Here is a 26013-nt window from a genome sequence, read left to right on the forward strand (position 1 = left end):
GTTTGATGAGGTTGCAGACTCATTAACAGACAGCGAAATAATGGCTATTGTTATAACAGATATTATATTATTTCTTCTTACTCTATGTGTAATAGGTTCGGTAGTTGTTAGTAAAACAGCAAAAGCATTTTTTGGGAAAAAAGTTAATTTATCCAGTTTTGTTGAGTCAAAGTCAGAATAGAATTTGTACAAATTAGTTTAGTGGTAACATTTTTACATTAATTGTAAGAATTGTTGCCTGAAATTTTTACTTTTTTCGGTATGATATGTTTTTATTTATACAACAATATAATGACGGTTTTTATTAGGATATATGGTTATATATAGCTCCAGTAAAGGTCTTTTTCTCCAAAAAGACTTTGCACCTATGGCAATATAAAATAAAAGGTTTAAAGAAGTTGTATATTCTTTATGAATCATTCCTAAAAACAATACTCAATTAAAACATCATCTCATTATTTTCGACACGTTTTTATTTTGTATATAAAATACTATATAACTTACAAAAGTTACTTATAATATATTCTTATTTTGCTAATATTATTTTGTGAAGAAATTTCTAAGAGAGCTTGCTTATGTCAGAATTTAACCTTCCAGTTTCTTCTTTGCTTGAACAACAAAAGCAAAAAGTTGCCTCTCAACTTAAACAATGTCAATCAAACGAAATACAAGCTAATCTAGATATTTTAGTGCGAAGTAATTTTTTGGTAGATGCATTTTATCGATTTCCTAACTGGCTAACAGAAATCAGCCAAAATCCCCCACAGGCAGACGAAAGACAGTATTACCAAACTTGGTTAAATGAAAAATTAATAGCAGTTTCAGATGAAACTGAATTCATGAAGATTTTAAGGCAATTTCGTCGTTATATTTTAGTCCGGTTAGCATGGTCTCAACTAGTTCATATCAGTAATGACGAGCAGATTTTATTACAATTAAGTGAACTCGCTGAGGTGATAATTGTTACAGCTCGTAATTGGTTTTATGAGCTTAGTTGCAAAGAGTGGGGGACACCTTACAATGCTCAAGGTCAGGCGCAGCCACTGCTGATTTTAGGTATGGGAAAATTAGGTGGTGGAGAACTTAATTTTTCTTCCGATATTGATTTGATTTTTACCTATCCTGAACATGGACAAACACAAGGAGGGCGTAGAGAGTTAGATAATGCTGTATTCTTTACACGTTTGGGACAACGTTTGATCAAAGCGTTAGACCAAATTACAGAAGATGGATTTGTTTATCGCGTTGATATGCGCTTGCGGCCACTTGGTGATGGTGGACCTTTGGTGCTGAGTTTTTCTGCTATGGAAGATTACTACCAAGAACAAGGGCGCGATTGGGAACGTTATGCAATGGTTAAAGCTAAAGTGCTTGGGGATCAACAATCTCCTTATGTCAGTGAGCTTTATCAAATGTTAAAACCATTTGTTTATCGTCGCTATATTGATTTTAGTGTTTTACAATCATTGCGTAATATGAAAAGCATGATTGAACGTGAAGTGCGTCGTCGTGGTTTAATAAATAACATTAAGCTTGGTGCTGGTGGGATTCGTGAAATAGAGTTTATTGTACAAGTTTTTCAGCTTATTCGTGGTGGAAGAGTAGTGGGGTTGCAAACTCGTTCGCTATTAAATGCGCTTGATGTGATTGAACAAGAATCGCTACTTGCATCGAATGAAGTATCGTTGTTACGAGAAAATTACCTATTTTTACGCCGTTGTGAAAATCTTCTACAAGCTATTGCTGATGAACAGACCCAAACCTTGCCAGATAATGCACTGGATCAAGCTCGTTTAGCGACAAGCATGGGCTTTAATCATTGGCATGATTTTGAACAAGCGTTATTAGTACGAATGCAACATAACCGCCAAATTTTTAATGAACTTATTGGCGAAAACGAATCAGAATCTACCTCAACGACTAAGCCTTATAACGATCAATTTGACGATCTTTGGGTGCCTGATCTTCAAATAAGCGATGTTAGTGCAATATTACCTACCTATTCAGAAACAGAAGTTACGCAGATCTACCAAATGCTAGTGCAATTTCGTGATGATATAGGTAAACGTACCATTGGCGTACGGGGGCGTGAAATCCTCGATCAGTTAATGCCACGTTTGTTAGAAGCTGTCTGTAGCGAAAAGCAAGCAACAATGGTGCTATCAAGGATTTTGCCGTTACTTGTTAATATTGTTAGTCGCACCACTTATTTAGAACTGTTACTTGAATATCCAACTGCTTTGAAGCAATTGATTCGCTTATGTAGTGCTTCACCAATGATTAGCGATCAGCTGGCTCATTACCCTATATTATTAGATGAGCTTATTGATATCAATTCGCTTTATCAGACTGTTGCTCCAAATGAATATAAAAGCCAGCTTTATCAATATTTATTGCGTATTGAAGTTGATGACGAAGAACAACAACTTGAAGCTTTACGTCAATTTAAACAGATGCAATTGTTGCATATAGCTGCTTGCGATGTTGAGCATGTATTAACTACCATGAAGGTCAGTGATCACCTAACTTATGTGGCTGAATCATTATTAGATTTTGTCATACAAATGGCTTGGAATCAAATGGTTACTCGCTATGGCAAGCCTGAGCATTTGGCTGATAATCATAAAGGCTTGGTGGTAATTGGCTATGGTAAATTAGGCGGTTGGGAACTGGGTTATGGTTCGGATCTCGATTTGGTTTTTTTACATGATTGTCCAGTTAATAGTATAACTAACGGCAATAAGCAGATAGATAGTCGTCAATTCTATTTGCGTTTAGTTCAGCGAATTATTCATCTATTTAATGTTCGTACTAGTTTTGGGATTTTATATGAAGTTGATGTAAGGCTTCGCCCTCAGGGTGATGCAGGATTGCTTGCTTGTAGTTTAGATTCGTTCGAAGATTACCAAATGAATGAAGCTTGGACTTGGGAGCATCAAGCATTAGTCAGAGCAAGAGCTATATATGGAGAAGGTGAATTAATAAAACGTTTTAACCAAATTCGTCATAATGTACTTTGTAAAAAGCGTGATGAAGTTGTATTAAAAAAAGAAGTGCGTGAAATGCGTGAAAAAATGAGAGTACATCTAGGTAGCACTCAAAACAATTTATTTAACTTAAAAATTGATGAAGGAGGAATAGGAGATATTGAGTTTATATCGCAATATCTTGTGCTTAATTATGCTAATAAATATCCTAAAATGACAAAGTGGAGCGATAATGTTCGGATTTTAGAACTTGCGACAAATTATCAAATAATGGATAGCCAAGAAGCAGAGCAGCTAACACAAGCCTATATCGATATGCGCAACAAAATTCATAGATTAGCATTGCAATTACAATCTAGCACGGTTAATAGTTCGCAATTTGTGCAAGAAAAACAAATAGTCAACCAATGCTGGCTAAAATGGTTAACATAATAAATTGGCTTTTTATTTTAATGTTTGGTTTAACTTTATTGTTGATTTAAAATTTCTAGGAAATGTAAAAATCAATGCCACATTAATGGCATTGATGAAAAAAGTTAAAGTATATGTATATTAAGCCACTATTTTGCTTCCTTCCATAAAATCATATCTTGTTTTTCAAGTTCTGAAGCATCAAAGCCGATGGTTGTTGCCATATCTTCGCGGTCAAAAGCAATATCGCCACCATTAACAGCAAGATCACCTTTTTTAATTCCTTTAAAATCAAACAAATTGGTATCACACAGATGGGATAGGGTGATGTTTTGTGTTGCTCGGAACATGGTTTCAATGCGTCCGGGGAACTTTTTATCCCATTCATTGAGCATTTCTTTAATTACCTGCCTTTGCAAGTTGGGTTGGGAGCCACATAGATTACAAGGAATAATCGGAAATTGTTTAATTTCAGCGTATTTGGCGATGTCTTTTTCTTTGCAATAAGCCAGTGGTCGGATAATGATATGTTCACCTGAATCATTCATTAGCTTTGGCGGCATTGCTTTGAGTTTGCCACCATAGAACATATTTAAAAATAATGTTTCTAAAATATCATCACGATGATGGCCAAGGGCAATTTTTGTTGCACCAAGTTCGGTCGCTGTGCGATATAAAATACCACGACGTAGCCGTGAACAAAGCGAGCAAGTTGTTTTACCTTCAGGGATTTTATCCTTGACAATACCGTAGGTGTTTTCTTGCACGATTTTATATTCAATGCCTAACGAATTTAAATATTCGGGCAATACATGTTCAGGAAATCCTGGTTGTTTTTGATCTAAGTTAACCGCTATTAGATCAAAATGTACTGGTGCACTGATTTTTAAGTTGATAAGAATATCAAGCAAAGTATAACTATCTTTACCGCCTGATAAGCAAACCATAATACGATCGCCTTCTTCGATCATATTAAAGTCAGCGATTGCTTCGCCAGTTAAGCGACGCAATCGTTTATGTAGTTTATTTTGATTATATATATTCATTACGATTTTATTGGTTATTCGGCACGGCTCATGTAACGGCGTTCAGCAATATGAATTTTAACTCTTTCATGGTTATCAATATATTCTGGAACCTGAATTACAAGCCCAGTCGATAAAGTAGCTGGTTTAGTTCGCGCACTAGCTGAAGCACCTTTAATACTTGGCGAGGTTTCAACAATATCAAGTTCAACAGTCTGTGGCAATTCCAAGGCAAGAACTTCACCATCAGCCATTAGCACTTGAATACCATTCATACCGCCTTCAGGGATAAACAATAATTCATCTTCAATTTGCTCTTTTTTGAAGATATAAGGAGTATAATCTTCATTATCCATAAACACATATTCATCACCATCAATATACGAAAAACTAACAGGTCGACGGGATAGTTCAATTGTTTCGAGGATATCATCACCTTTAAAGCGTTCTTCAACTTTTCCACCATTTTTTACATCGGTAAAACGCATTTTATAAAGTGTACTGGCACCCCGTGCAGTTGGACTTTGAACATCAATATCTTTAACAAGTAATAATTTACCATTATAGGTGACTGCATCACCACGTTTTATTTCATTTGCTTTAGCCATAATATTTATTCTTCACGATTAATAAAAAAGGTTAAAAAATTAGCTCGCTATTTTACCGCTAACTTGCTATTGTCACCATCAAAATTTATTGAATAAGCTTAAAATAAAGGAAATACTATGATAGATTCACTCCAATGTCGAAAAAACTGCGGTGCCTGTTGTATTGCTCCTTCAATTTCATCAGCCATTCCCGGTATGCCTAAAGGTAAACCAGCTGGTATTGCTTGTATTCATTTAGATAACAATTATCAATGTAAATTGTTTTTGCACCCATCAAGACCAATAGTCTGTGGTCGATTAAAACCTTGTATCGAAATGTGTTGTAATAGCCGTTCGCAAGCATTGAATTATTTAACTCAATTAGAACAGCTAACTAAAGGTTAAGTATTGTATATATTTAACAAAACGGTTCTATTATTAGAATTATTTATCTCGCCATCATCTTTTTTTGATACACTTCCACTCATTTTATTTATCTGTAATGATTAATATAAATTTTTAGCTGCCTATTTGGCTGTTAAATAATGTGAAGTATAAAAATTTATGCTCCATAAGATTTACTCTCCTTAACAAAGAAGAATATTGATATGAAAAACAAATTAAAACGAGATTTGAAGGCGCGTCACTTAGCCATGATCGCCATTGGTGGTTCAATTGGCACAGGGCTATTTGTTGCCTCAGGAGCAACTGTTGCTCATGCAGGTCCCGGTGGTGCTTTGCTTTCGTATGCCATTATAGGTGTAATGGTGTACTTTTTAATGACTAGCTTAGGGGAACTTGCTGCATATTTACCTGTTTCAGGCACCTTTGCAACTTATGGTTCACGTTATGTAGATGAAGCGTTTGGTTTTGCCATTGGTTGGAACTATTGGTATAACTGGGCAATTACGGTTGCGGTTGACCTAGTTGCCGCTCAGCTAGTTATTTCTTATTGGTTTGATGCCGGTCCTTATAGCTGGTTATGGAGTTTATTGTTTTTAAGTATCATCTTTTGCATAAACTATATTTCAGTTAAAGGCTTTGGTGAAGCTGAATTTTGGTTTTCATTAATTAAAGTCGTCACCGTTATTGTTTTTATTATTGTTGGTTTATTAATGATTATTGGTATTTTCCATGGTGCCGAAGGTGCAGGTTGGCAAAATTGGACCATCAAAGAAGCGCCTTTTGCCGGTGGTTTTTCAGCAATGATTGGTGTAGCAATGGTAGTTGGATTTTCATTTCAAGGTACCGAATTAATTGGTATTGCAGCTGGTGAATCAAAAGATCCAGAAAAAAATATTCCTAAAGCAATGCGACAAGTCTTTTGGCGAATACTGTTATTTTATATCTTTGCGATTTTAGTCATCAGTTTAATTATTCCTTATACTGATCCTAATTTACTACGTAACGATGAAACCGATATAAGTGTTAGTCCATTTACCTTAGTATTTGAACATGCAGGATTATTATCAGCTGCGGCATTAATGAATGCAGTTATACTGACTTCAGTATTATCTGCGGGTAACTCAGGACTTTATGCTTCAACTCGTATGCTTTATGCTCTTGCTAAAGAAGGTAAAGCGCCTAAAATCTTTGCAAAATTAACATCGTCAGGTGTGCCTCGTGCTGCGTTGTTAGCAACAACATTTGTGGCCATGCTTTGTTTTTTAACCTCGATGTATAAAGATCAGGCTGTTTATTTATGGTTACTTAATATGTCAGGTATGACAGGCTTTATTGCTTGGCTAGGCATTGCAATTAGCCATTATCGTTTTAGAAAGGGTTACTTTATTCAAGGTAATGATGTTGATCAATTACCATATAAATCAAGCTATTTCCCATTTGGCCCTATTTTTGCTTTTGTATTATGCTTAATTATTACGCTTGGTCAAAATTACGAAGCTTTCTTACAAGATACCATTGATTGGAATGGTGTGATCGCGACCTATATTGGTATCCCATTATTTTTAATGATTTACTTTGGCTACAAGATAGTTAAAAAGACAAAATGGGTTAAATACGATCAAATGAACTTTTCTAAAGATGATTAACTCACTAGCTTAGTTTGAACATCTCACTTCTCCGTCGACTTTTGTCGACGGTTTTTTTATTAAAAAAGAGAGAAATAAACAGTTATATAGTGATAACAGTTTATTCTGATAACGATATTAGCGACTTCGGAAGATGATGCGTGCTTTAGATAGATCGTAAGGTGTCATTTCAACAGTAACTTTATCACCAGTTAAAATACGAATATAGTTCTTCCGCATTTTACCAGAAATATGTGCAGTAACGACATGACCATTTTCAAGTTCCACACGAAACATCGTATTTGGAAGAGTATCAAGTATGGTTCCTTGCATTTCAATGTTATCTTCTTTTGCCATTGGGGCCTCTTAATAATAAGTACAAATTAAATATACTCAACTAACTTTCCACGTCTAAGCACATAGTGCAAAGGTATAGCGTTGGTTGCGCTTTTATGTCACCTATAAAGTATTTTATTTGATGACAAAGTAAAGTTAAGTATAAACACAAAAAGCTGAGTTTAAAATAAATAAACACAGCGGCGAAATAATGCCGAAAAAACTGTCAGATGTAAAGCCCTTTCTACTATTTCTTTGCAGTATAAAGTCCTTGCTGATGAATGTAATGCCACACTTTGGGCGGTAACAAATTTTCACAACTGACTTGGTTGTTAATATTTTGTCTGATCTCAGTAGCTGAAATATCTTCAAGTGGCGTATGTGCAAAAAAGATATAACCATGTGGTGAATTGTGTAGATCTTTAACGTTTGTGGTATAATGCACATCAATCCATTGTTGTAACTCAATGTTATCAGTTTTTTGGGCATAACCTGGTCTACGGCAAATTAGTAAATGGCAATAATCAAGCAACGTTTTCCATTTATTCCAAGTCGGTAAACTCAATAATGAATCTTGTCCCATAATAAATGCCAATCCTTCACTATTCCCATTTTCTTGTCGCCAGGCTTGAAGAGTTTCGATAGTATAAGAAGGACGTGTTGAAGTTTCAGGTAAGATCTCTCTTACATTCAACGCAAATAATGGTAAATCTTCGATAGCCAATTTTAACATTGCCAAGCGTTGTTCAGTACTCGCTTCGGGTTGTGGTTTATGAGGAGGGATATGATTAGGCAATAAACTAATTTGCTTTAATCCGACTTCATTTGCTAACGAAATAGCAGGGCGAAGGTGTCCATAATGGATCGGATCAAAAGTTCCTCCTAATAATGCAGTTAACATTTATCTAATCCCATAAATTGCATCGATAAATTAAATATTGCGTCCCATATTCGTGCTTGGTTATCATGCTTTAAACTGATTTCGATCTCTGTCAATTTGGCTAACAAATTAAATAGGTCATTAATATCGCAACGGTTGAGATAACTGGTATATATCGTTCTTTTATTTTGCCAAACCTTATATTCATCGAAAACTTGTTTTAATGATTTTTGTTGCAATCCTTTTTTTAAATTGATCATCAATATCAATTCACGTTGAACAATCCGCAATAAAATTAACGGCTCAAATTCATTTATTTTTAATTGTTGTAAAATATGAATGGCTCGCTTTGTTTTATTGGCAATCATCGCATCAATCCAATGATATGGTGTAAATATTGCCGAATCATTTATATTATTTTCGACTTCATCATAAGAAATGCTCTGATTAGGATACAACAACTTAAGTTGTGCAATAATTTGTGTTAATGCTAGTAAATTGCCTTCATAATAATAGCAAAGCAGTTCAATTGCCTTTGGTTCAATGGTCATTTGTTGTTGTTGCAAATGATTTTTAATCCATTGTGGCAACTGTAAAGTATCGGGTGTAGTGCAATTGACAACCACCAATTTATCAGATAACGCTTTATACCAAGTAGCATTTTCTTGCGATTTCGTAATTTTGTTAAGTGTAATAACCAGCGCAATACCAGGGGTTAAAACCTCACTTAGTGTATTGAGTTTGGTAGTGATAGCTGCGTTTAATGAACCCTCACCAAAATCAAGAAAAATCAGAGTATTTGCAGAAAATAGATTCATAGCCTGACAGCTATCATAAATTGCTGTCCAATTGGTTTGATTATCAATTACAAAAGTAAGTTGCTCGTCAAATCCTTCTTGTAAAAAGGCCTTGCGTAACTCAGTTTGCACATAATGCTGTAAATAGGGATCACTACCTAAAATTAAATAATAGGGTGCCCCCACTTTATGGTTAATTTGATCGGCGCTAATTTTAATCATGTCAATGTTAATTTACTGCATGAATCGATTTTAATTTACGGATGACTTGTTTAGCCGCTTGTTTAAACATTTCGTTTTCAATCAAGTCTTGTTCAACCGTCTTAGCCAAAGCTTCAGCAGGATTATCAAAAAACGTTCTAAACACGCGTACGCTTATTGGATAAGTCTGTTGACCAGCAATAACAACTTGTGCTTCAATCGTTAGCACTAATTGATATTCCGCAGCTTTACCATCTTGATAAATCGAGATGGTATTGCGACTTAGGTTTTCACTTACCATTTTTAACAATGGTACCTGACCTGAAGCATTATTATTCGTTATTGTCACATCATTATCGTGTAATAACTCTTTAATATTGCGAGACAACCGGCCATAAGGGTCATAACTTATGTAAGACATCGTTTTAAAACTTTCTGGTACTTCTGTCTCATGTTGCAAGTGAAATCCACATCCTGTTAAGGATATTGTTAATAACATAATTAATGCTAAATATTTTTTCATATCAATAACCGCCTAAATTTAGTTATCAAACAATATTAACCAACAACAAGATTTAATAATTTACCCGGTACATAAATCACTTTACGGATAGCAACATCATTCAAATATTTTTGGATGTTAGGCTCTTGTTTTGCTTGTGATACAACAAAATCTTGATCGGCATCGGCAGGTACAATAAATTTACCGCGGACTTTGCCATTGATTTGTACAACAATGAGTTTTTCGTCCTCAACCATTGCCGATTGATCTGCAACAGGCCAAGTTGTATTATCAATCGATTCGTTGTTACCTAAAGCTTGCCACATAACAAAACAAGCGTGAGGCATCATAGGGTAAAGTAGTCGAACAATCGCATTTAAAGCTTCATTCATTAGAGCGCGATCTTGCCCAGTTTCTTGTGGTGCTTTTTGTAAGCGATTCATAAATTCCATCACAGCGGCAATAGCAGTATTAAATGTTTGGCGGCGGCCAATATCATCACTCACTTTCGCTATGGTTTTATGTAATTCACGACGCAATGATTTTTGTTCACTATCTAGAGCTGTAACGTCTAGTTTTGCTGTTACACCTTTTTGGGTATGTTCATAAACTAAACGCCATACACGTTTAATAAATCGGTTTGCACCCTCAACGCCAGATTCTTGCCATTCTAGAGTCATATCAGCAGGCGAAGCAAACATCATAAACAATCGAACGGTATCAGCACCATATTTTTCAACCATCTCTTGTGGATCGATGCCATTATTTTTTGATTTTGACATTTTTGTCATACCAGCATGAACTAGCTCATTGCCATGACTATCGACAGCTTTAGCAATGCGGCCCTTATCATCACGTTCAATAGTGACTTCAGTTGGCGAAACCCAAATACGTTCATTTGTTGGGCTAGTATAATAAAATGCATCAGCTAATACCATACCTTGGCAAAGTAGGCGTTTTGCTGGCTCATCTGACGATACCAAACCAAAATCACGCATTAATTTATGGAAAAATCTAAAATAAAGTAAATGCATAATGGCATGTTCAATACCACCAACATACTGATCAACAGGTAACCAGTAATTTGCCGCCTTTTCGTCTAACATACCTTTGTCGTAGTTTGGACAAGTGTAACGAGCATAATACCAAGAAGATTCCATAAAGGTATCAAACGTATCGGTTTCACGTAGTGCAGGTTGACCGTTAACGGTTGTTTTAGCCCAGTTAGAATCTGCCTTAATTGGACTGGTAATACCGTTCATTTCAACATTTTCAGGTAAAATAACTGGTAATTGGTCTTCTGGTGTTGGTATGGTTGTACCATCTTCAAGCGTCACCATTGGGATTGGTGCACCCCAATAACGTTGACGCGAAACACCCCAATCACGTAAACGGTAATTAACTTTACGTTTACCAATACCTAATGCAATTAACTTATCAGCAACAGCATTAAATGCTTGATCAAAATCAAGACCATCAAATTCGCCTGAATTAAATAACTTGCCATGCTCAGTATATGCTTTTTCAGAAAGATCTGGTGCGTTACCGTCTTGAGTTAAAATAACAGGATTGATTGGTAAGTGATATTTAGAAGCAAATTCATAATCGCGTTCATCGTGACTTGGTACAGCCATTACTGCACCTGTACCATATTCAATTAACACAAAATTAGCAATCCAAACAGGGACTTTTTTACCTGTTAAAGGATGAATAGCATAAAAGCCTGTGGCAATACCTTTCTTTTCCATGGTTGCCATATCAGCTTCGGCTGTTTTGGTATTTTTGCATTCAGCAATAAATTCAGCAATTTTAGGATCGTTTTGAGCTGCTAATTGTGCAAGAGGGTGCTCTGCGGCGATAGAGACAAAGCTAACGCCCATTAATGTATCAGGACGAGTTGTATAAACGCGTAATTTATCAGAATAATTTTCAACAGCAAAATCAAACTCAACCCCTTCAGAACGACCAATCCAGTTACGTTGCATGGTTTTAACTTGCTCTGGCCAGCTTTCAAGCGTATCCAAATCATTAAGTAGTTCTTCGGCATATTCGGTAATTTTAATAAACCATTGTGGAATTTCTTTGCGCTCAACAGGGGTACTACAACGCCAACAACAACCTTCAACCACTTGCTCATTAGCAAGTACGGTCTGATCATTTGGGCACCAGTTAACTGCCGATGTTTTTTTATAAACTAAGCCTTTTTCGTATAACTTAGTAAAAAACCATTGTTCCCATTTATAATATTCAGGACGACAAGTAGTAATTTCACGATCCCAATCATAACCAAATCCTAAAAGTTGTAATTGCTTTTTCATATAAGCAATATTTTCATAGGTCCATTTTGCAGGTGCAGTATTGTTTTTAATTGCAGCACCTTCAGCAGGCAAACCAAACGCATCCCAACCGATTGGCTGTAGTACATTTTTACCATTTAAACGTTGGTAACGTGAAATGGTATCACCAATGGTGTAGTTACGAACATGACCAAGATGCAAACGCCCAGAAGGGTAAGGTAGCATCGATAAGCAGTAATATTTTTCTTTTGACGAGTCTTCAGTAGCGTGAAAGGTTTTATTTTCTTGCCAATGTTTTTGTACTATGGCTTCTATTTCATCTGGGCGATATTGTTCTTGCATGACGAGTTAATGTCCTATCTATTATTACTAATAAAAATATGCTGCTAATTGTATTGGTTATTGATTCGTTTTACAAACGATATATGAAGTAAGATATTGATTTCTTGTTATGATAAATTTTAAGTTATTGAGCATATCTTATTACTGATATTTAATAAATAACAAAACTTTAATAGGTTAAGGTGAAAGGAGTACAACAAGTTAAATTAATTGCTATTTAAGTGTGATTAAATAGCAATTAAAGATAGGTATCTTAATTATAAAACAATCTAACCGCCATTAAAAACGCTAGTAAAACGTGATAAAAATGATCGTTGTTCTTCTTTAGGAATGTTTTTAAGATTTGCTTGAATCAGTTGATCAAGTTTTTGGGTTTCATCAGCTAAGCCTAATTCATTATAAGCATTACGCATTAAAAGCAATGCTTCTTTAGTTGAATCGGTATCTGGGAACATAATTAACATTTCAGTCACGCGATTAATCACAGCTACATAAGCACCGCGTTTTGTATAGAATTGTGCGACTTTTAACTGATAGCGAGCCAATCTATTTTTCAAAAATACAAGGCGTTTTTGCGCATCGGCTGCATATTGACTGTTTGGAAAACTAGATAGTAGATAAGAAAAGTCCTTAAATGCAGCTGAAGCATAATCAGGATCGCGATCTGAACGATCAACATTAAACCAACCTTGGATCATATTGTCGTCTTGTGCCATATTTGAAATGCCACGCATATAAATAACCCAATCAATATTTGGATGCGTTGGATTCAATTTCAAAAAACGGTCAATTGACGCAATCGCTAACGGTAAGTCAGCTGATTTGTAGTAAGCGTAAATCAAATCAAGTTGAACTTGTTGAGAATAAGGACCAAAAGGATAATTTTTGTCCAAGGACTCTAATATAGTAATACTGGATTTAATATTACCATTTTCAAGCTCAGACTTCGCTTTGTTATGTAGTTCAATCTCGGGTACATTTTCAACATCGGGCTTGGAAGAAGTACAGCCAATTAGCATGCCACTTAAAGCGATAGCTAGCAAAGAGTGTAAACGCAATTTCATTCAGTTTTTGATCCAAATATAATTAAACATTAAAGGCGATGATTAGTATATAATACTCTAAAACATAACAGCTTAAAATAGATAAATTACACATGCATGAGTTAAAATTATCAACTAAAATCGAACAAAGTCAACTAGGAATGCGTTTAGATCAAGCATTATCCGAGCTTTTTCCTGATTATTCACGCTCAAGAATAAAAGATTGGATTATTAATAATAAAGTCACTATCAACGATGTTATCGTTAATAAACCGAAAGAAAAAGTGCTCGGTGGCGAAATAATAACTATCAATGCTGAAATTGAACAAGAAACTTATCATCAACCGGAAGATATAAAGCTTGATATTGTTTACGAGGATGATGACATTTTGGTGATTAATAAACCTTGTGATTTAGTTGTGCATCCTGGCGCCGGTAATCCTGATGGTACGGTATTAAATGCCTTATTGCATTATTATCCTGAGATAGCACGCGTACCCCGCGCAGGTATTGTGCATCGTCTAGATAAAGATACAACAGGGCTAATGGTTGTAGCTAAAACTATTATGGCACAAACACATTTGGTCGAATCACTTCAACTACGCGAAATTACACGCGAATATGAAGCTGTAGTTATGGGGATTATTACCGCAGGAGGAACCGTTGATCAGCCTATCACCCGTCATCCAACCAAACGCACACATATGGCTGTATTCCCAACGGGTAAACCAGCGGTTACCCATTATAGAGTGATGGAAAAATATCGCCTACATACACGTTTGCGATTGCGCTTAGAAACAGGGCGAACTCACCAAATCCGTGTGCACATGGCACATATTGCTCACCCACTAATTGGTGACCCACTCTATGGTGGAAGACCAAGGCCGCCTAAGGGGGCTAGTGAATCCTTCATTCAAACCTTACGCGATTTTAATCGCCAAGCATTACACGCTACCATGTTGCGATTATATCATCCTATAACAGGTGAACAAATGGAATGGCATGCTCCTATTCCTGAAGATATGCAAAATTTAATACAAGCTTTACAAGAAGATACCGAACAGCATAAAGATGAACTAGATTGGTGATAAATATGATTAAATCGATTTACCCATATTGGACAGCCCCAAAAAAAATTCATGCCTTTACTTCAACACGGACTGGTGGCGTTAGTTTAGCGCCATTTGCAAGTTTAAATATGGGAAATCGAACTGGTGATAATTCAGAACATATTGCTGAAAACCGCCGAAGAATTATTCAAGCCGAACAAATACCAAGCGAACCGTATTGGTTAACGCAAACTCACAGCACAACAGTGCTTGATATATCACAAATTGCTTTACAGCCTCCAACAGGTAACATCGATTCTTATCAAACTTTTGAAGCTGATGGATCATATACCAATCAACCTAAGCAAGTTAGTGTGGTGTTAACCGCAGATTGCATGCCTGTACTTTTTTGTACAACAAAAGGTGACGAAGTTGCAGCTGCCCATGCCGGTTGGCGAGGATTATGTAATGGTATATTAGAAGAAACAATCAAAAAATTTTCAAGCTCACCATCAAACATCATTGCTTGGATGGGACCAGCCATTAGTGTCAAAAAATTTGAGGTAGGTATTGAAGTCAAACAACAATTTGAAAAAGTCGATCCAAAAGCACAAGAAGCGTTTAAATTGATCAACCCAACTGAACAAAAATACCTAGCAGACCTATATCTAATTGCCAAACAACGTTTACAAGCAGTAGGAGTAACGCAAATTTTTGGTGGTGATTATTGTACTTATACTGAACAAGATGAATTCTTCTCTTATCGACGTGAAAATAGAACTGGTAGAATGGCATCAATGATCTGGTTTGAATAAAAGAGTTTTTTTAAGCTAAAAACCTTCAATTTTTAGCTGCTTTGTAAAATATTTATAGTATAAAGATCTGCGGTAAATGTTAATATATAAAATTATAATATTTAAACCGCCATAAGATCTGAAGGCTTTCTATTGTTCAATTGTTATTTTATTTCGCTAACAAAAGAAGGTAATTCCCAAGCCCCACCGTCAAAACCTAAGCATTCACCAGTACTTATATTAGAGGAAAGCATAAATTTATGTCCATTCCAAGTCCAGCTAGATTTTTCTAAACAATCTCCCTCACCTCTTAGCTTAGCTATACTGGATATTGTTCCATTTTTGTATGTATTGCCCTCATTATTTATAAATTTTATATTTTTATTACTTAGTTTAGCAGTGTTAGAAATTATCCAATAGGCGTTACCTGAGTTATATGCGCTAAACCAACACCTAGTTTCAAGTAAATCGTGGTTATTATCTAATTTAATTAACCGAAATCTTTTATCATATCCTTGTGTTTCATCATAATAAGGATCTTCTAAATCATAAGCATCACATTTAGCTTCATGTATATAGCGTTTTTTGAATTGAGGGAATATTTTAATTACTTCATTGGTATTAAGTTTTTGACTTTGTTCTGGAGCAATTACTTTACCTTTTTTTATAGTTGGTACAGGTATTGGTGCATAAACGTTTGATTCATTTTTATTACCATGTGCTATAACTGCGCCAGTTGTACCAACCCGTCCTTGTTTTTTGTCCATTGTTAACATGACATCATAAAATCCGCCATTGGTATAAGATGATTGACTTCTATTGTTACGGAATATAACTTTTTCATTTTTTGTAAATGCTTGAATAATTTTTGTAGCTTGGAATTGTGACAACTGATAAATATTATTTTGTATTTCTTTTAATTCGCCTAAATACTCTTGATTAATGAATGCAGCCAATGAATTATCTAATTGTTGAGTGTTTTTAATTTCAATATCTTCTTCATCTTCTTCTTTGTTATTTTTTGTTCTAACATAAATTTCAACTGGCTGATTGGCCCCCGCTTTTCGCTGGAATAAAATTGACGATTTTATCACTCCTGTATCAGATATATCACTATATTCTATAACACGACAAGTTAAAGTATTATCACAAACTATATCCCAAGCTATAACTGGAGTTGTAAACAAAGTTAGCAATAAACAATAGCAAAAACGCATGACAGTTAATTCCATATAAATAATTTATATGAGGTTATTATAGATTAAACAATTATTCAATTAAAATTAATAAAACTTCTTGATTTTATGAATATTTAATTAGTTCTCTTTAGTACTAATTTATCATTCTATATTGGCAAACTTGTGGCTTTGCACACTCAAAAGCCATTTATTATTCAGTCGATTTTGGTTGATTTTTCCTAACAACTCTATCGTTTCAAACATATTAAATGCACCATCTTTTTCACAAGGAGATAGATAATAGCGTTTGGCTTGAATATGAGTTTCGATATATTGGCAAAAAGGAATAAAATCGCAGTGATTTTCGGCTACTATGCGTACTTCATTTGCTATTGGTTGTACTATTTTTTGATAGCGTGACTGATAACAAAATTTAGGGCTTAGCGCAATATAATCAATAAGCGGATCGACTTTACCAAGACCGTTGCTTTCAATGGCGATGAAATAACCAGCTTTTTTGAGTGGCAAAAGCAATTCAGGTAACGCTTTAACCATTGTCGGTTCGCCACCTGTAATAATAATATTTTTGCTTTTATATTCGCTCACTTTAGTCATTAAAGCATCTAACGTGAATCGAGTAAATTTTCGAAAATTAGTGTCACACCAGGCGCAATTTAAATTGCATCCTGCAAAACGAATAAAAACAGCAGGCATGCCAGTATTATAACCTTCGCCTTGTAAGGATTCGAAGATTTCAACAATACGAAATTCAATCATCATTAACTCCGATGATATTCACAATATGAAGTTGGCGTTTCCCATAGTTTGATCATCGAAACAGGCAAATATTGCGATAAGCAATCAAAAATAAATTTGCTCATTCCTTCTGCGGTGGTTCTACATGGAAAGGCAAAAATTTTACGATCCATTTCTTGTAGTAACGACGCGATACGGCACTCATTAGGGTTATGTTGATTGTAAAGATAGGCGTGATCTAACGGATCGACAATATGTTGTTTAACTATTAGCTTTAAATCGGCATAATCCATGACCATATCTTGGCTTGAGCCGTTATCAATAAGCTCTCCGCTAATTTCAACTAATAGGCGATAAGTGTGGCCGTGCAGATTATGACACTTTTTATTGTGCCCATCTAACATGTGACAAGCATCAAATTGAAACTCTTTGGCTATTTTGAACATTTTATATTCCTAGTTTTTTTTCGTGGGATGGGTTGCGAACCACGGTTAGCGAACCTAACAAAATAAAGGTAACAATATAAGGGATAAAAGTGAATTTGTCATCTTACCAGTATATCTTAAAACGAAATTTAGATGTAATTGCTTGAATTGCAAACAGCTTTATTTTTATGTCAATTAATTCTTACATATTTGATAATCTTGTTGTATAAATTTTGTAAAAAATATTTTAACTTAGCTCTTGAAATTTAGGTTGCAACACTCATTTAGATCACATGCAAATGGATTAAATGTGTTAAGCGTTTAATCCAAATTTATTGCTCAGGAGATAAACACTATGAGGTTAGATAAACTAACAAATAAGTTTCAACAAGCTTTAGCTGATGCGCAGTCAATGGCATTAGGTAAAGACAATCAATATATAGAGCCTGTGCATGTCCTATCAGCCATGCTTAATCAAGAAGGGAGTAGTGTAATGCCTTTATTGATTGCAGCAGGTGCAAATATTGTTAATTTACAACAAGAATTAGCTCAAGCTATTGACCGATTACCCCAAGTTCAAGGTGTGGGTGGAGATGTTATTCCATCGCAAGATTTTGTTCGAGTATTAAATCTTTGCGATAAATTATCCCAAAAGAACGGTGATAGCTATATTTCATCAGAACTCTTTATATTAGCCGCTTTAGAAGATAAGGGCAGTTTAGGCGATCTTCTTAAAAGATCAGGTGTTAATAAAGATAAATTTAGCCAAGCAGTTAATCAAGTAAGAGGTAGCGATAACGTGAACGATCCTAATGCAGAAGATCAACGCGGTGCACTTAAAAAATACACCATTGATTTAACTCAACGAGCAGAACAAGGTAAGCTTGATCCTGTTATTGGTCGTGATGAAGAAATCCGTCGAACTATTCAGGTATTACAACGTCGTACTAAAAATAATCCAGTATTAATTGGGGAACCAGGTGTAGGGAAAACTGCTATTGTAGAAGGATTAGCACAACGTATTGTTAACCGTGAAGTCCCTGAAGGATTACGACATAAACGCGTTTTATCATTAGACATGGGGGCATTAATTGCTGGTGCCAAATATCGAGGGGAATTTGAAGAACGCCTAAAAGCCGTGCTTAAAGACTTAGCAAAAGAAGAAGGTCGCATTATATTATTTATTGACGAAATCCATACCATGGTTGGCGCAGGAAAAAGCGATGGAGCAATGGATGCTGGTAATATGTTAAAACCCGCATTAGCTCGTGGTGAATTACACTGCGTGGGAGCAACAACGCTTGATGAATACCGTCAATATATTGAAAAAGATCCTGCGTTAGAGCGTCGTTTCCAAAAAGTGTATGTTGCCGAACCAACAGTTGAAGATACTATCGCTATTTTGCGTGGTTTAAAAGAACGTTATGAACTGCATCACCATGTGCAAATAACCGATCCGGCAATCGTAGCTGCGGCTACATTATCGCATCGTTATATTTCTGATCGCATGTTACCTGACAAAGCGATTGATTTAATTGACGAGGCCGCATCAAGTATTCGTATGCAAATGGATTCAAAACCAGAATCTTTAGATCGACTTGAAAGGCGCATAATTCAACTTAAACTTGAACAACAAGCGCTTAAAAAAGAATCTGATGATGCGAGTAAAAAGCGACTACAAATGTTAAATGATGAACTTTCTGAAAAAGAAAAGGAATATGCTTCACTTGAAGAAGAGTGGAAGTCAGAAAAGGCAGCTGTTTCGGGGACTCAAAACATCAAAGCAGAACTAGAAAAGGCACGTACTGAGATAGAGCAAGCTCGTCGAGCTGGCGACTTGAACAAAATGTCAGAATTACAATATGGCAAAATTCCAGAGCTCGAAAAGAAACTTGCTTCAGCAACGCAGTTAGAAGGCAAAACCATGAAGTTATTGCGTAACAAAGTGACCGATAACGAAATTGCAGAAGTATTATCTAAAGCGACAGGTATTCCAGTTTCTAGAATGCTTGAGAGCGAAAAAGATAAACTATTGCACATGGAAGATGCCTTACATAAACGTGTAATAGGTCAAAATGAAGCAGTATTAGCGGTTGCAAATGCGATTCGACGTAGCCGAGCAGGGCTTTCAGATCCAAATAAACCGATTGGATCATTCCTATTCTTAGGACCAACTGGTGTCGGTAAAACCGAGCTTTGCAAATCATTGGCTAATTTTATGTTTGACAGCGAAGATGCTATGGTGCGTATAGATATGTCAGAGTTTATGGAAAAACACTCCGTTGCTCGCTTAATTGGTGCACCTCCAGGTTATGTTGGGTATGAAGAAGGGGGGTATTTAACCGAAGCAGTTAGACGACGACCATACTCAGTAATTTTACTTGATGAAGTCGAAAAAGCACACCCAGATGTCTTTAATATCTTACTGCAAGTATTGGATGATGGGCGCTTAACAGATGGTCAAGGTCGCACAGTTGATTTTCGTAACACTGTCATAATTATGACATCAAACTTAGGTTCTGACCTAATCCGAGGTCAAGTTGAACTAAGTTATGACGAAATAAAATCTCTAGTGATGACGGTTGTAACCAAACACTTTAGACCAGAATTTATCAATCGTATTGACGAAACCGTGGTATTCCACCCATTAGGTCAAGAAAACATTAAAGCGATTGCAAAAATTCAGTTAGCACACGTTGAAAAACGTTTAGAAGAACGTGGTTACCAATTGGATATTTCGGATGCGGCACTTGAACATTTAGCTAAGGTTGGCTTTGACCCAATTTATGGAGCAAGACCGTTAAAACGATCGATCCAACAAGAGATCGAAAACCCATTGGCACAACAAATACTGTCAGGTAAATTAGTCTCGGGTAAAACTATTCATCTAGATTTAGTTGGCGGCAACATCGAAGCTCAACAGTAATAAAACTTCAAAAGACAAACCGACCTTTATGGTCGGTTTTTTATGCTTGATACAATTTAGTTTACCTATAGTACTTAGAATTTAATCAGACAAACATTATTTACGCAAAATGGATGTCTGATGAATAAAATAACAACACAAACCCGAACCCAACTAAACAACTCATTTTATACTTTAACATATAGTTACCTGAAACTTTTTGACAAAATTTTTTTAAAACCGTTTTCAAGGTTTTGCAACCAAAGCTCAATCAAACTAGCTTTTTGTTAGTTGTTAAAAGTAACAACTTTAACTATTTTGTCTAGGGTTTTTGCCATTAAGTAATTCTAATTTTATACAGCACAATAATAACTTTTTTTTTATTATAAAATTACCTTAGAACACGTTATATTATCGCCTTAAATAAAAAAGGAAAGATTAAACATGAAGAATTTATTAAAAAAATTATTTATTTTCGGTTGTTTAAGCTTGCCAATGGCAAGTTATGCTGCGTTACCTGAATCGATTAAAGTTGGTTCGGATACGTCCTATGCGCCTTTTGATTTTATTGATGCTAATGGTGAAGTTACTGGATTCAACATTGAAATCACGAAAGCATTGTGTGAAAAGATCAATATTAAATGTACTTTTCAATCGACCGACTTCGATGCTTTGATCCCGTCGTTATTATCAAGAAAGATTGATATTATCTCGTCTTCGCTAATGATGACCGAAAAACGTAAAAAACAGATCGCTTTTTCTGACGAAATCTTTATGACTTATTCACGTTTGATTGTTAAAGAGGGTACTAATTTAATGCCTAATGCTGAGTCATTGAAAGGTAAGCGTGTTGGTGTTGAGCAAGGAACATCGCAAGAACATTTTGCCAACGAGATGTGGCGCCCGAACGGTGTAGTTATTGTGCCTTATCAAAATCAGTTACAAGTATTTTCTGATCTAGTGGCTGGTCGTTTAGATGCGGCATTACAAGACGAAGTGACTGGCAGTTATGCCTTTTTAAAACAGCTACAAGGTAAAGGTTTTTTTTTCTGGTGATGCTCTAACCGATGTGAACTACTTTGATGTCGGAGTGGGAATTGGTTTTCGTAAAAATGATAATGAATTGCGCAAGTCTTTTAACCTAGCTTTAAAAGACCTCTTAGCTGATGGTACCTACAAAAAATAAACAATAAGTATTTTGATTTTAATGTGCACGGTAATAAAAAATAAACCATGGAGGGGTATATTTCTTTAATTTGTCAAGGTGCATGGTTGACTATTATTTTAGCATTGACATCGCTACTACTGGTCATGATACTTGGTATTGTTTGTGCATTAGGTAAACTGAGTCATTCAAAAGTATGTAATATGCTTTGTCAGGCTTATACATCGTTAATTCGAGGTGTACCTGATTTAGTATTGATGATGCTAATCTTTTTTGGCTTGCAGTTTTTGGTTAATAATATAACTGATTATTTTAACGCTCCTTTTATTGAAGTTGATCCTTTAATCGCTGGTATAGTTACGTTAGGCTTTATTTATGGGGCATATTTTACCGAAACTTTTAGAGGAGCTTATCTTGCGGTTTCTAGAAATACCTTAGCGGCAGCAACAGCGCTTGGTTTAAGTAAAGTGCAAGTATTTGGGTATGTAATGTTTCCTTTAATGATGCGCTTTGCCTTGCCAGGTATTGCTAATAATTGGTTAGTGGTGTTAAAAGCTACAGCATTAGTGTCGTTATTGGGGTTATCGGATTTAGTCAAAGCTACTAAAAATGCAGGTGAAGCACTGTACCAACCTTTATTATTTGCTTTGATTGCCGGGGCGTTTTATCTGTTTTTTACGTCAATATCTAATATCATTTTATGGTGGTTTGAACGGCATTATTCTATTGGCATTACCAAAACTAAGTTATAAGAACTCATGTTAGAAATTATTCAACAATATTGGCAATCACTATTATGGACCGATGGTTATAATATCACTGGTCTTGCGATGACGCTGTGGATTTTGATTTTATCGGTTTTAATGGGGGGAATTTTGTCACTAGCGTTAGCGGTAGGGCGAAACTCGCAAAATAAACTGATTAAATTACCTATTTGGCTATTTACTTATATTTTTCGAGGTACGCCTTTATATGTGAAGTTATTGATTATTTATACTGGCATATATACCTTAAGTGTGGTTAAAAATAATACTTGGTTAGGGGATTTTTTTCAAAGTGGTTTAAATTGTACGGTGTTAGCTTTCACCTTAAACACTTGCGCCTATACTACTGAGGTTTTTGCTGGTGCCATGCGGAATGTGCCAAATGGCGAAATTCAAGCCGCAACAGCACTTGGTTTTAATCGTTTTCAACTTTATCGTTATATCATTTTTCCAAGAGCATTTCGTATTGCATTGCCAGCTTATAGTAACGAGGTCATTTTTATGTTGCATTCAACTGCACTGGCTTTTACTGTTACTGTGCCTGATGTGATGAAGATTGCGCGCGATATTTATGCCGAAACCTATCAACCTTTTCATGCTTTTGGTATTGCAGCAGTGATTTATCTTAGTGTGAGCTTTACATTGATTTTTAGTTTCAAAAAGTTAGAGCAACGTTATTTGGCTTTTCAGCAGGCTAATATGCAAATCAGTTAATAAATTGATTTAGACTATCGGATAATTTTCTCAATTCGTTTATAAGGTTATTGATCTATCAAAATAAAAATCCGACAATTGTAATGACATTTGCCGGATTTTGGTTGTTTGTCGATTTGACAACATGTTAATTTATAGGATAAAAATCGTTTGTAGAGTCGGCATCATCATCATGGTGACTTGAACCAGGTAATGCTCTAGCTCGTTCAATAGGAACATAACTGCCGCTAGGAGTTTCTACTTGGCATTCGCCTAAAAAGATAGAATATTTTGTGTTAGCTCGCATACTTTCGCCTCTAAAATAACAGTGAGTTGCATTATATAAATCAACGCGACAAAGTAATGCAATACCTAACCAAGTAATTAATACAGCTGAAGCAACCCATTTTAGATGTTTCCAAATAAAAAGCCAAAAACCGATCCCTCTAAAACGGCAGTACCCAAAAACGAGTAATAAAACTGCAATAAACCCTAAAAATTCGTATAACCAAAATAGCCACATAGTAATCTCCCACACGTTAGTTAAGTGCTATTTTATACTAACTTTGGCTATACTTCTATATACTTGCGTCTATGAGTTTGCTTACATCCAAGATCCGTTACGAATAATACCAACCGCTAATCCTTCAATAGCAAAATTTTGCTGTTCTAAATCAACTTTGATTGGCGAAAACTCGGCATTTTCGGCAAGAAGATGTACATGCTTGCCTTTACGCGACAAGCGTTTAACTGTAACTTCATCATCAATACGAGCTACAACAACTTGTCCATTTTTAACGTCTTGGGTTTTATGTACAGCCAACAAGTCACCGTCAAATATACCAATATCTTTCATTGACATACCTTGCACTCTTAATAAAAAGTCTGCGCGAGGTTTAAATAGTGAAGGATCAACTTGGTAATGGCTTTCAATATGCTCTTGCGCTAATATTGGCGAACCAGCTGCGACTTGTCCAATAAGCGGTAAACCTTCCTGTTCGTTTGGCTCAATAGGTGTTTCAAGTAAAAGGCGAATTCCACGCGATGAGCCGGCAATCATTTCAATTGCGCCTTTTTTAGCTAAAGCTTTCAGATGTTCTTCGGCGGCGTTGGCAGATCGAAACCCCAATTTCTGGGCAATTTCGGCACGTGTAGGTGGCATACCAGTATTTTGAATGTTATTTTTTATTAAATCATAAATCTGTTGTTGGCGTTCAGTTAACGGTCTCATTACATATTCCTGTTTTTATATACAGATATATGTAATTATATACAGCTAATAATATAAAACAACTGTTTTATTTAATTTATTTTTCAATTGGTGGTAAATTTTGGGGGGGATTGTTGTTATTATGCGCTAATTTTGTGAATTATTCTGGAAATGCAATAGTTAATTAACAACTGAATCTTTCTCCTTATTAGTGTTATTTAATCAACTTATATATATGTTATAATAAAGCAATTTTTGTTGGATTGGAATTTGCTTTATGTCTTATGTTGTTGCGCTCAGTGGTGGTATTGCCAGCGGTAAAAGCACTATTGCTGATTTGTTTGCCAAATTAGGCGTGCCTATTATTGATGCAGATATTATTGCGAGGCAAGTTGTGCAACCTGGTAGTTATGCGTTTAACCAAATTGTTAAGCATTTCAGCCAAGAAATTTTACTCGCTAATGGAGAACTTGATCGTAGTCAACTCCGCGAAATTATTTTTAATAATGAGCATGAACGGCTCTGGCTTAATGATTTGTTGCACCCCATCATTCAACAAGAAACTCAAACACAAATTGCTATGCAAAGTAAAATCTATCTAATTTGGGTTGTGCCGTTATTGATTGAAAACAATTTGCATACTTGGGCTGATCGTGTGCTGATAATTGATACCTCATTTTCATTACAATTGGAACGATTAGTAAAAAGGGATAATATTAGTGAATCATTAGCTAAAAAGATGATACAGTCACAAGTATCTTTGAAGAAACGTTTATCTTATGCTGATGATATTATAGTTAATGACGGTAATTTGTTGTCGCTAACAACACAAGTTAATCTACTGCATCAACAATATTTAAATAGCTTTAAAAGTAAGATTTAGAATAGATGAATAATATTATTTTTGAACATCCATTAAATGAAAAAATGCGTACTTGGCTTAGAGTTGAATTTTTATTAAATCAATTAAATGTACATTGTCATTTTAATGACAATAGTGCTTTGATTTTTTTTCATGCATTGTCTGAATTGTTAGAGATTATTGAGCGTAATGATATTAAAGGTGATTTGGTTAAAGAGCTTGAATCGCAAAAACAAAAGTTAATCTTGTGGTTAAATGTTGAAGGCGTGGATCATGATTTACTTAATGACCTGATTCACCAATTTGATGATTTTATCGCTCAATTTAATGCAATCGGGCGTTTAGGACAACCATTAAAAGATGATCGATTTATTACAGCCATTCGTCAACGTTTAATGATTCCAGGAGGATGTTGTAGTTTTGACTTGCCTTCGTTTCATTTATGGCTCAGAATTTCACAAGAAAGGCGTTATAATCAAATAAAAAATTGGTTACAGCATTTATCAATACTTGATAAATCTCTAACATGTTATATGCAATTAATTCGACGGTTAGGGGAATTTAGACCGTTTGTTTATACCAATAACTTTTTTCAAGAAACAAATGGTGATGTTAATTTGATTCGTATTCGAATTTCTTTAGATAAAAATGTATATCCTCAAGTATCTGGTCATTTGTCGCGTTATAGTATTCGCTTTTTAGCACTTGAGAATTACGATAACGTCAATACTGATGAAATTGAATTTGAATTAGCCTGTTGTTGATCGAATACAG

Annotated in this window: 23 protein-coding genes, 2 pseudogenes and 1 riboswitch; of the genes and pseudogenes, 12 read left to right on the top strand and 13 right to left on the bottom strand. The window is 35.3% G+C overall.

Features of this window, described 5'->3' with window-relative positions:
• The coding region (locus tag A9G44_RS13605) for a hypothetical protein (protein ID WP_179854848.1) at positions 1–181 on the top strand (181 nt) is incomplete at its 5' end.
• A gap of 394 nt (positions 182–575) precedes the next feature.
• The gene (gene glnE / locus A9G44_RS11965; RefSeq protein ID WP_065611236.1) at positions 576–3419 is read left to right on the top strand and encodes a bifunctional [glutamate--ammonia ligase]-adenylyl-L-tyrosine phosphorylase/[glutamate--ammonia-ligase] adenylyltransferase; all 2844 of its coding nucleotides are present in this window, start codon (positions 576–578) and stop codon (positions 3417–3419) included.
• Positions 3420–3547: 128 nt separating this feature from the next.
• Here glnE and ttcA read toward each other — a convergent pair whose 3' ends face one another.
• Both ttcA and yeiP read right to left on the bottom strand, forming a co-directional pair.
• Positions 3548–4444, bottom strand: coding sequence for a tRNA 2-thiocytidine(32) synthetase TtcA (gene ttcA, locus A9G44_RS11970; protein ID WP_065611238.1), 897 nt, complete (start codon positions 4442–4444; stop codon positions 3548–3550).
• Between the two features lie 14 nt (positions 4445–4458).
• Positions 4459–5031 (bottom strand): elongation factor P-like protein YeiP, encoded by a 573-nt coding sequence (yeiP, locus tag A9G44_RS11975; RefSeq protein ID WP_065559915.1) that lies wholly within the window; start codon positions 5029–5031, stop codon positions 4459–4461.
• A 117-nt stretch (positions 5032–5148) separates the two neighbouring features.
• On the opposite strand from yeiP, the gene A9G44_RS11980 reads away from it, so the two are divergent.
• The gene (locus tag A9G44_RS11980) at positions 5149–5415 is read left to right on the top strand and encodes a YkgJ family cysteine cluster protein (protein WP_065611240.1); all 267 of its coding nucleotides are present in this window, start codon (positions 5149–5151) and stop codon (positions 5413–5415) included.
• Positions 5416–5618: 203 nt separating this feature from the next.
• The gene (locus A9G44_RS11985) at positions 5619–7061 is read left to right on the top strand and encodes an amino acid permease (protein WP_065611243.1); all 1443 of its coding nucleotides are present in this window, start codon (positions 5619–5621) and stop codon (positions 7059–7061) included.
• 117 nt (positions 7062–7178) lie between these two features.
• On the opposite strand, the gene infA is transcribed toward A9G44_RS11985, so the two are convergent.
• From infA to bamD, 6 genes and pseudogenes are all read right to left on the bottom strand, one after another.
• Complete coding sequence (gene infA, locus A9G44_RS11990) at positions 7179–7397, bottom strand: translation initiation factor IF-1 (protein WP_025315083.1); 219 nt, start codon at positions 7395–7397, stop codon at positions 7179–7181.
• Between the two features lie 226 nt (positions 7398–7623).
• Entirely contained in the window at positions 7624–8277 is a 654-nt protein-coding gene (nadD, locus tag A9G44_RS11995; RefSeq protein ID WP_065611245.1) for a nicotinate-nucleotide adenylyltransferase, read from the bottom strand.
• Positions 8271–9275 (bottom strand): DNA polymerase III subunit delta, encoded by a 1005-nt coding sequence (gene holA, locus A9G44_RS12000; RefSeq protein ID WP_065574613.1) that lies wholly within the window; start codon positions 9273–9275, stop codon positions 8271–8273. Before holA ends, nadD begins: the two co-directional genes overlap by 7 nt.
• 7 nt (positions 9276–9282) lie before the next feature.
• Positions 9283–9777: an LPS assembly lipoprotein LptE gene (gene lptE, locus A9G44_RS12005; protein ID WP_065611247.1), complete on the bottom strand. Its 495-nt coding sequence runs from the start codon at positions 9775–9777 to the stop codon at positions 9283–9285.
• Positions 9778–9812: 35 nt separating this feature from the next.
• Positions 9813–12395 carry a leucine--tRNA ligase gene (leuS, locus tag A9G44_RS12010; protein WP_065611249.1) on the bottom strand — a complete coding sequence of 861 codons (2583 nt, stop codon included), beginning with the start codon at positions 12393–12395 and terminating at the stop codon, positions 9813–9815.
• A 341-nt stretch (positions 12396–12736) separates the two neighbouring features.
• A pseudogene (bamD, locus tag A9G44_RS12015) lies at positions 12737–13459 on the bottom strand (outer membrane protein assembly factor BamD); the annotation flags it as partial.
• A gap of 92 nt (positions 13460–13551) precedes the next feature.
• On the opposite strand from bamD, the gene rluD reads away from it, so the two are divergent.
• Both rluD and pgeF read left to right on the top strand, forming a co-directional pair.
• Positions 13552–14526, top strand: coding sequence for a 23S rRNA pseudouridine(1911/1915/1917) synthase RluD (gene rluD / locus A9G44_RS12020; RefSeq protein ID WP_065611253.1), 975 nt, complete (start codon positions 13552–13554; stop codon positions 14524–14526).
• 5 nt (positions 14527–14531) lie between these two features.
• Entirely contained in the window at positions 14532–15302 is a 771-nt protein-coding gene (gene pgeF / locus A9G44_RS12025) for a peptidoglycan editing factor PgeF (protein WP_034911320.1), read from the top strand.
• Positions 15303–15445: 143 nt separating this feature from the next.
• Here pgeF and A9G44_RS12030 read toward each other — a convergent pair whose 3' ends face one another.
• The 3 genes from A9G44_RS12030 to queD form a co-directional block, all read right to left on the bottom strand.
• On the bottom strand, positions 15446–16513 hold the full coding sequence (locus A9G44_RS12030; protein WP_081298336.1) for a DUF1176 domain-containing protein: 1068 nt from the start codon (positions 16511–16513) through the stop codon (positions 15446–15448).
• 108 nt (positions 16514–16621) lie between these two features.
• Positions 16622–17236 carry a 7-carboxy-7-deazaguanine synthase QueE gene (locus A9G44_RS12035; protein ID WP_141672793.1) on the bottom strand — a complete coding sequence of 205 codons (615 nt, stop codon included), beginning with the start codon at positions 17234–17236 and terminating at the stop codon, positions 16622–16624.
• A 2-nt stretch (positions 17237–17238) separates the two neighbouring features.
• The gene (queD, locus tag A9G44_RS12040) at positions 17239–17661 is read right to left on the bottom strand and encodes a 6-carboxytetrahydropterin synthase QueD (protein WP_065611257.1); all 423 of its coding nucleotides are present in this window, start codon (positions 17659–17661) and stop codon (positions 17239–17241) included.
• A 3-nt stretch (positions 17662–17664) separates the two neighbouring features.
• A riboswitch (PreQ1 riboswitch) is annotated at positions 17665–17710 on the bottom strand.
• 285 nt (positions 17711–17995) lie between these two features.
• Here queD and clpB point away from each other — a divergent pair.
• From clpB to hisM, 4 genes and pseudogenes are all read left to right on the top strand, one after another.
• Positions 17996–20566: an ATP-dependent chaperone ClpB gene (gene clpB, locus A9G44_RS12045; RefSeq protein ID WP_065611259.1), complete on the top strand. Its 2571-nt coding sequence runs from the start codon at positions 17996–17998 to the stop codon at positions 20564–20566.
• Between the two features lie 423 nt (positions 20567–20989).
• A pseudogene (locus tag A9G44_RS12050) lies at positions 20990–21775 on the top strand (transporter substrate-binding domain-containing protein).
• Positions 21776–21778: 3 nt separating this feature from the next.
• Positions 21779–22462 carry an ABC transporter permease gene (locus A9G44_RS12055; RefSeq protein WP_065611261.1) on the top strand — a complete coding sequence of 228 codons (684 nt, stop codon included), beginning with the start codon at positions 21779–21781 and terminating at the stop codon, positions 22460–22462.
• 6 nt (positions 22463–22468) lie between these two features.
• A complete protein-coding gene (gene hisM / locus A9G44_RS12060; protein WP_065611263.1) occupies positions 22469–23188 on the top strand; it encodes a histidine ABC transporter permease HisM in 720 nt (239 codons plus the stop codon).
• 127 nt (positions 23189–23315) lie between these two features.
• On the opposite strand, the gene A9G44_RS12065 is transcribed toward hisM, so the two are convergent.
• Both A9G44_RS12065 and lexA read right to left on the bottom strand, forming a co-directional pair.
• Positions 23316–23690 carry a hypothetical protein gene (locus tag A9G44_RS12065; RefSeq protein WP_065611265.1) on the bottom strand — a complete coding sequence of 125 codons (375 nt, stop codon included), beginning with the start codon at positions 23688–23690 and terminating at the stop codon, positions 23316–23318.
• A gap of 81 nt (positions 23691–23771) precedes the next feature.
• Positions 23772–24398, bottom strand: coding sequence for a transcriptional repressor LexA (lexA, locus tag A9G44_RS12070; RefSeq protein ID WP_065611267.1), 627 nt, complete (start codon positions 24396–24398; stop codon positions 23772–23774).
• Between the two features lie 256 nt (positions 24399–24654).
• Between lexA and coaE the strand changes: the two genes are divergently transcribed.
• Together coaE and zapD are read left to right on the top strand one after the other, a co-directional pair.
• On the top strand, positions 24655–25260 hold the full coding sequence (coaE, locus tag A9G44_RS12075) for a dephospho-CoA kinase (protein ID WP_065591010.1): 606 nt from the start codon (positions 24655–24657) through the stop codon (positions 25258–25260).
• 5 nt (positions 25261–25265) lie between these two features.
• A complete protein-coding gene (gene zapD, locus A9G44_RS12080; RefSeq protein ID WP_065611269.1) occupies positions 25266–26003 on the top strand; it encodes a cell division protein ZapD in 738 nt (245 codons plus the stop codon).
• Positions 26004–26013 lie beyond the last annotated feature (10 nt).

Origin of the sequence: Gilliamella sp. Occ4-3 (assembly GCF_001690675.1) — a bacterium.
Lineage (GTDB): Bacteria > Pseudomonadota > Gammaproteobacteria > Enterobacterales > Orbaceae > Gilliamella > Gilliamella bombi.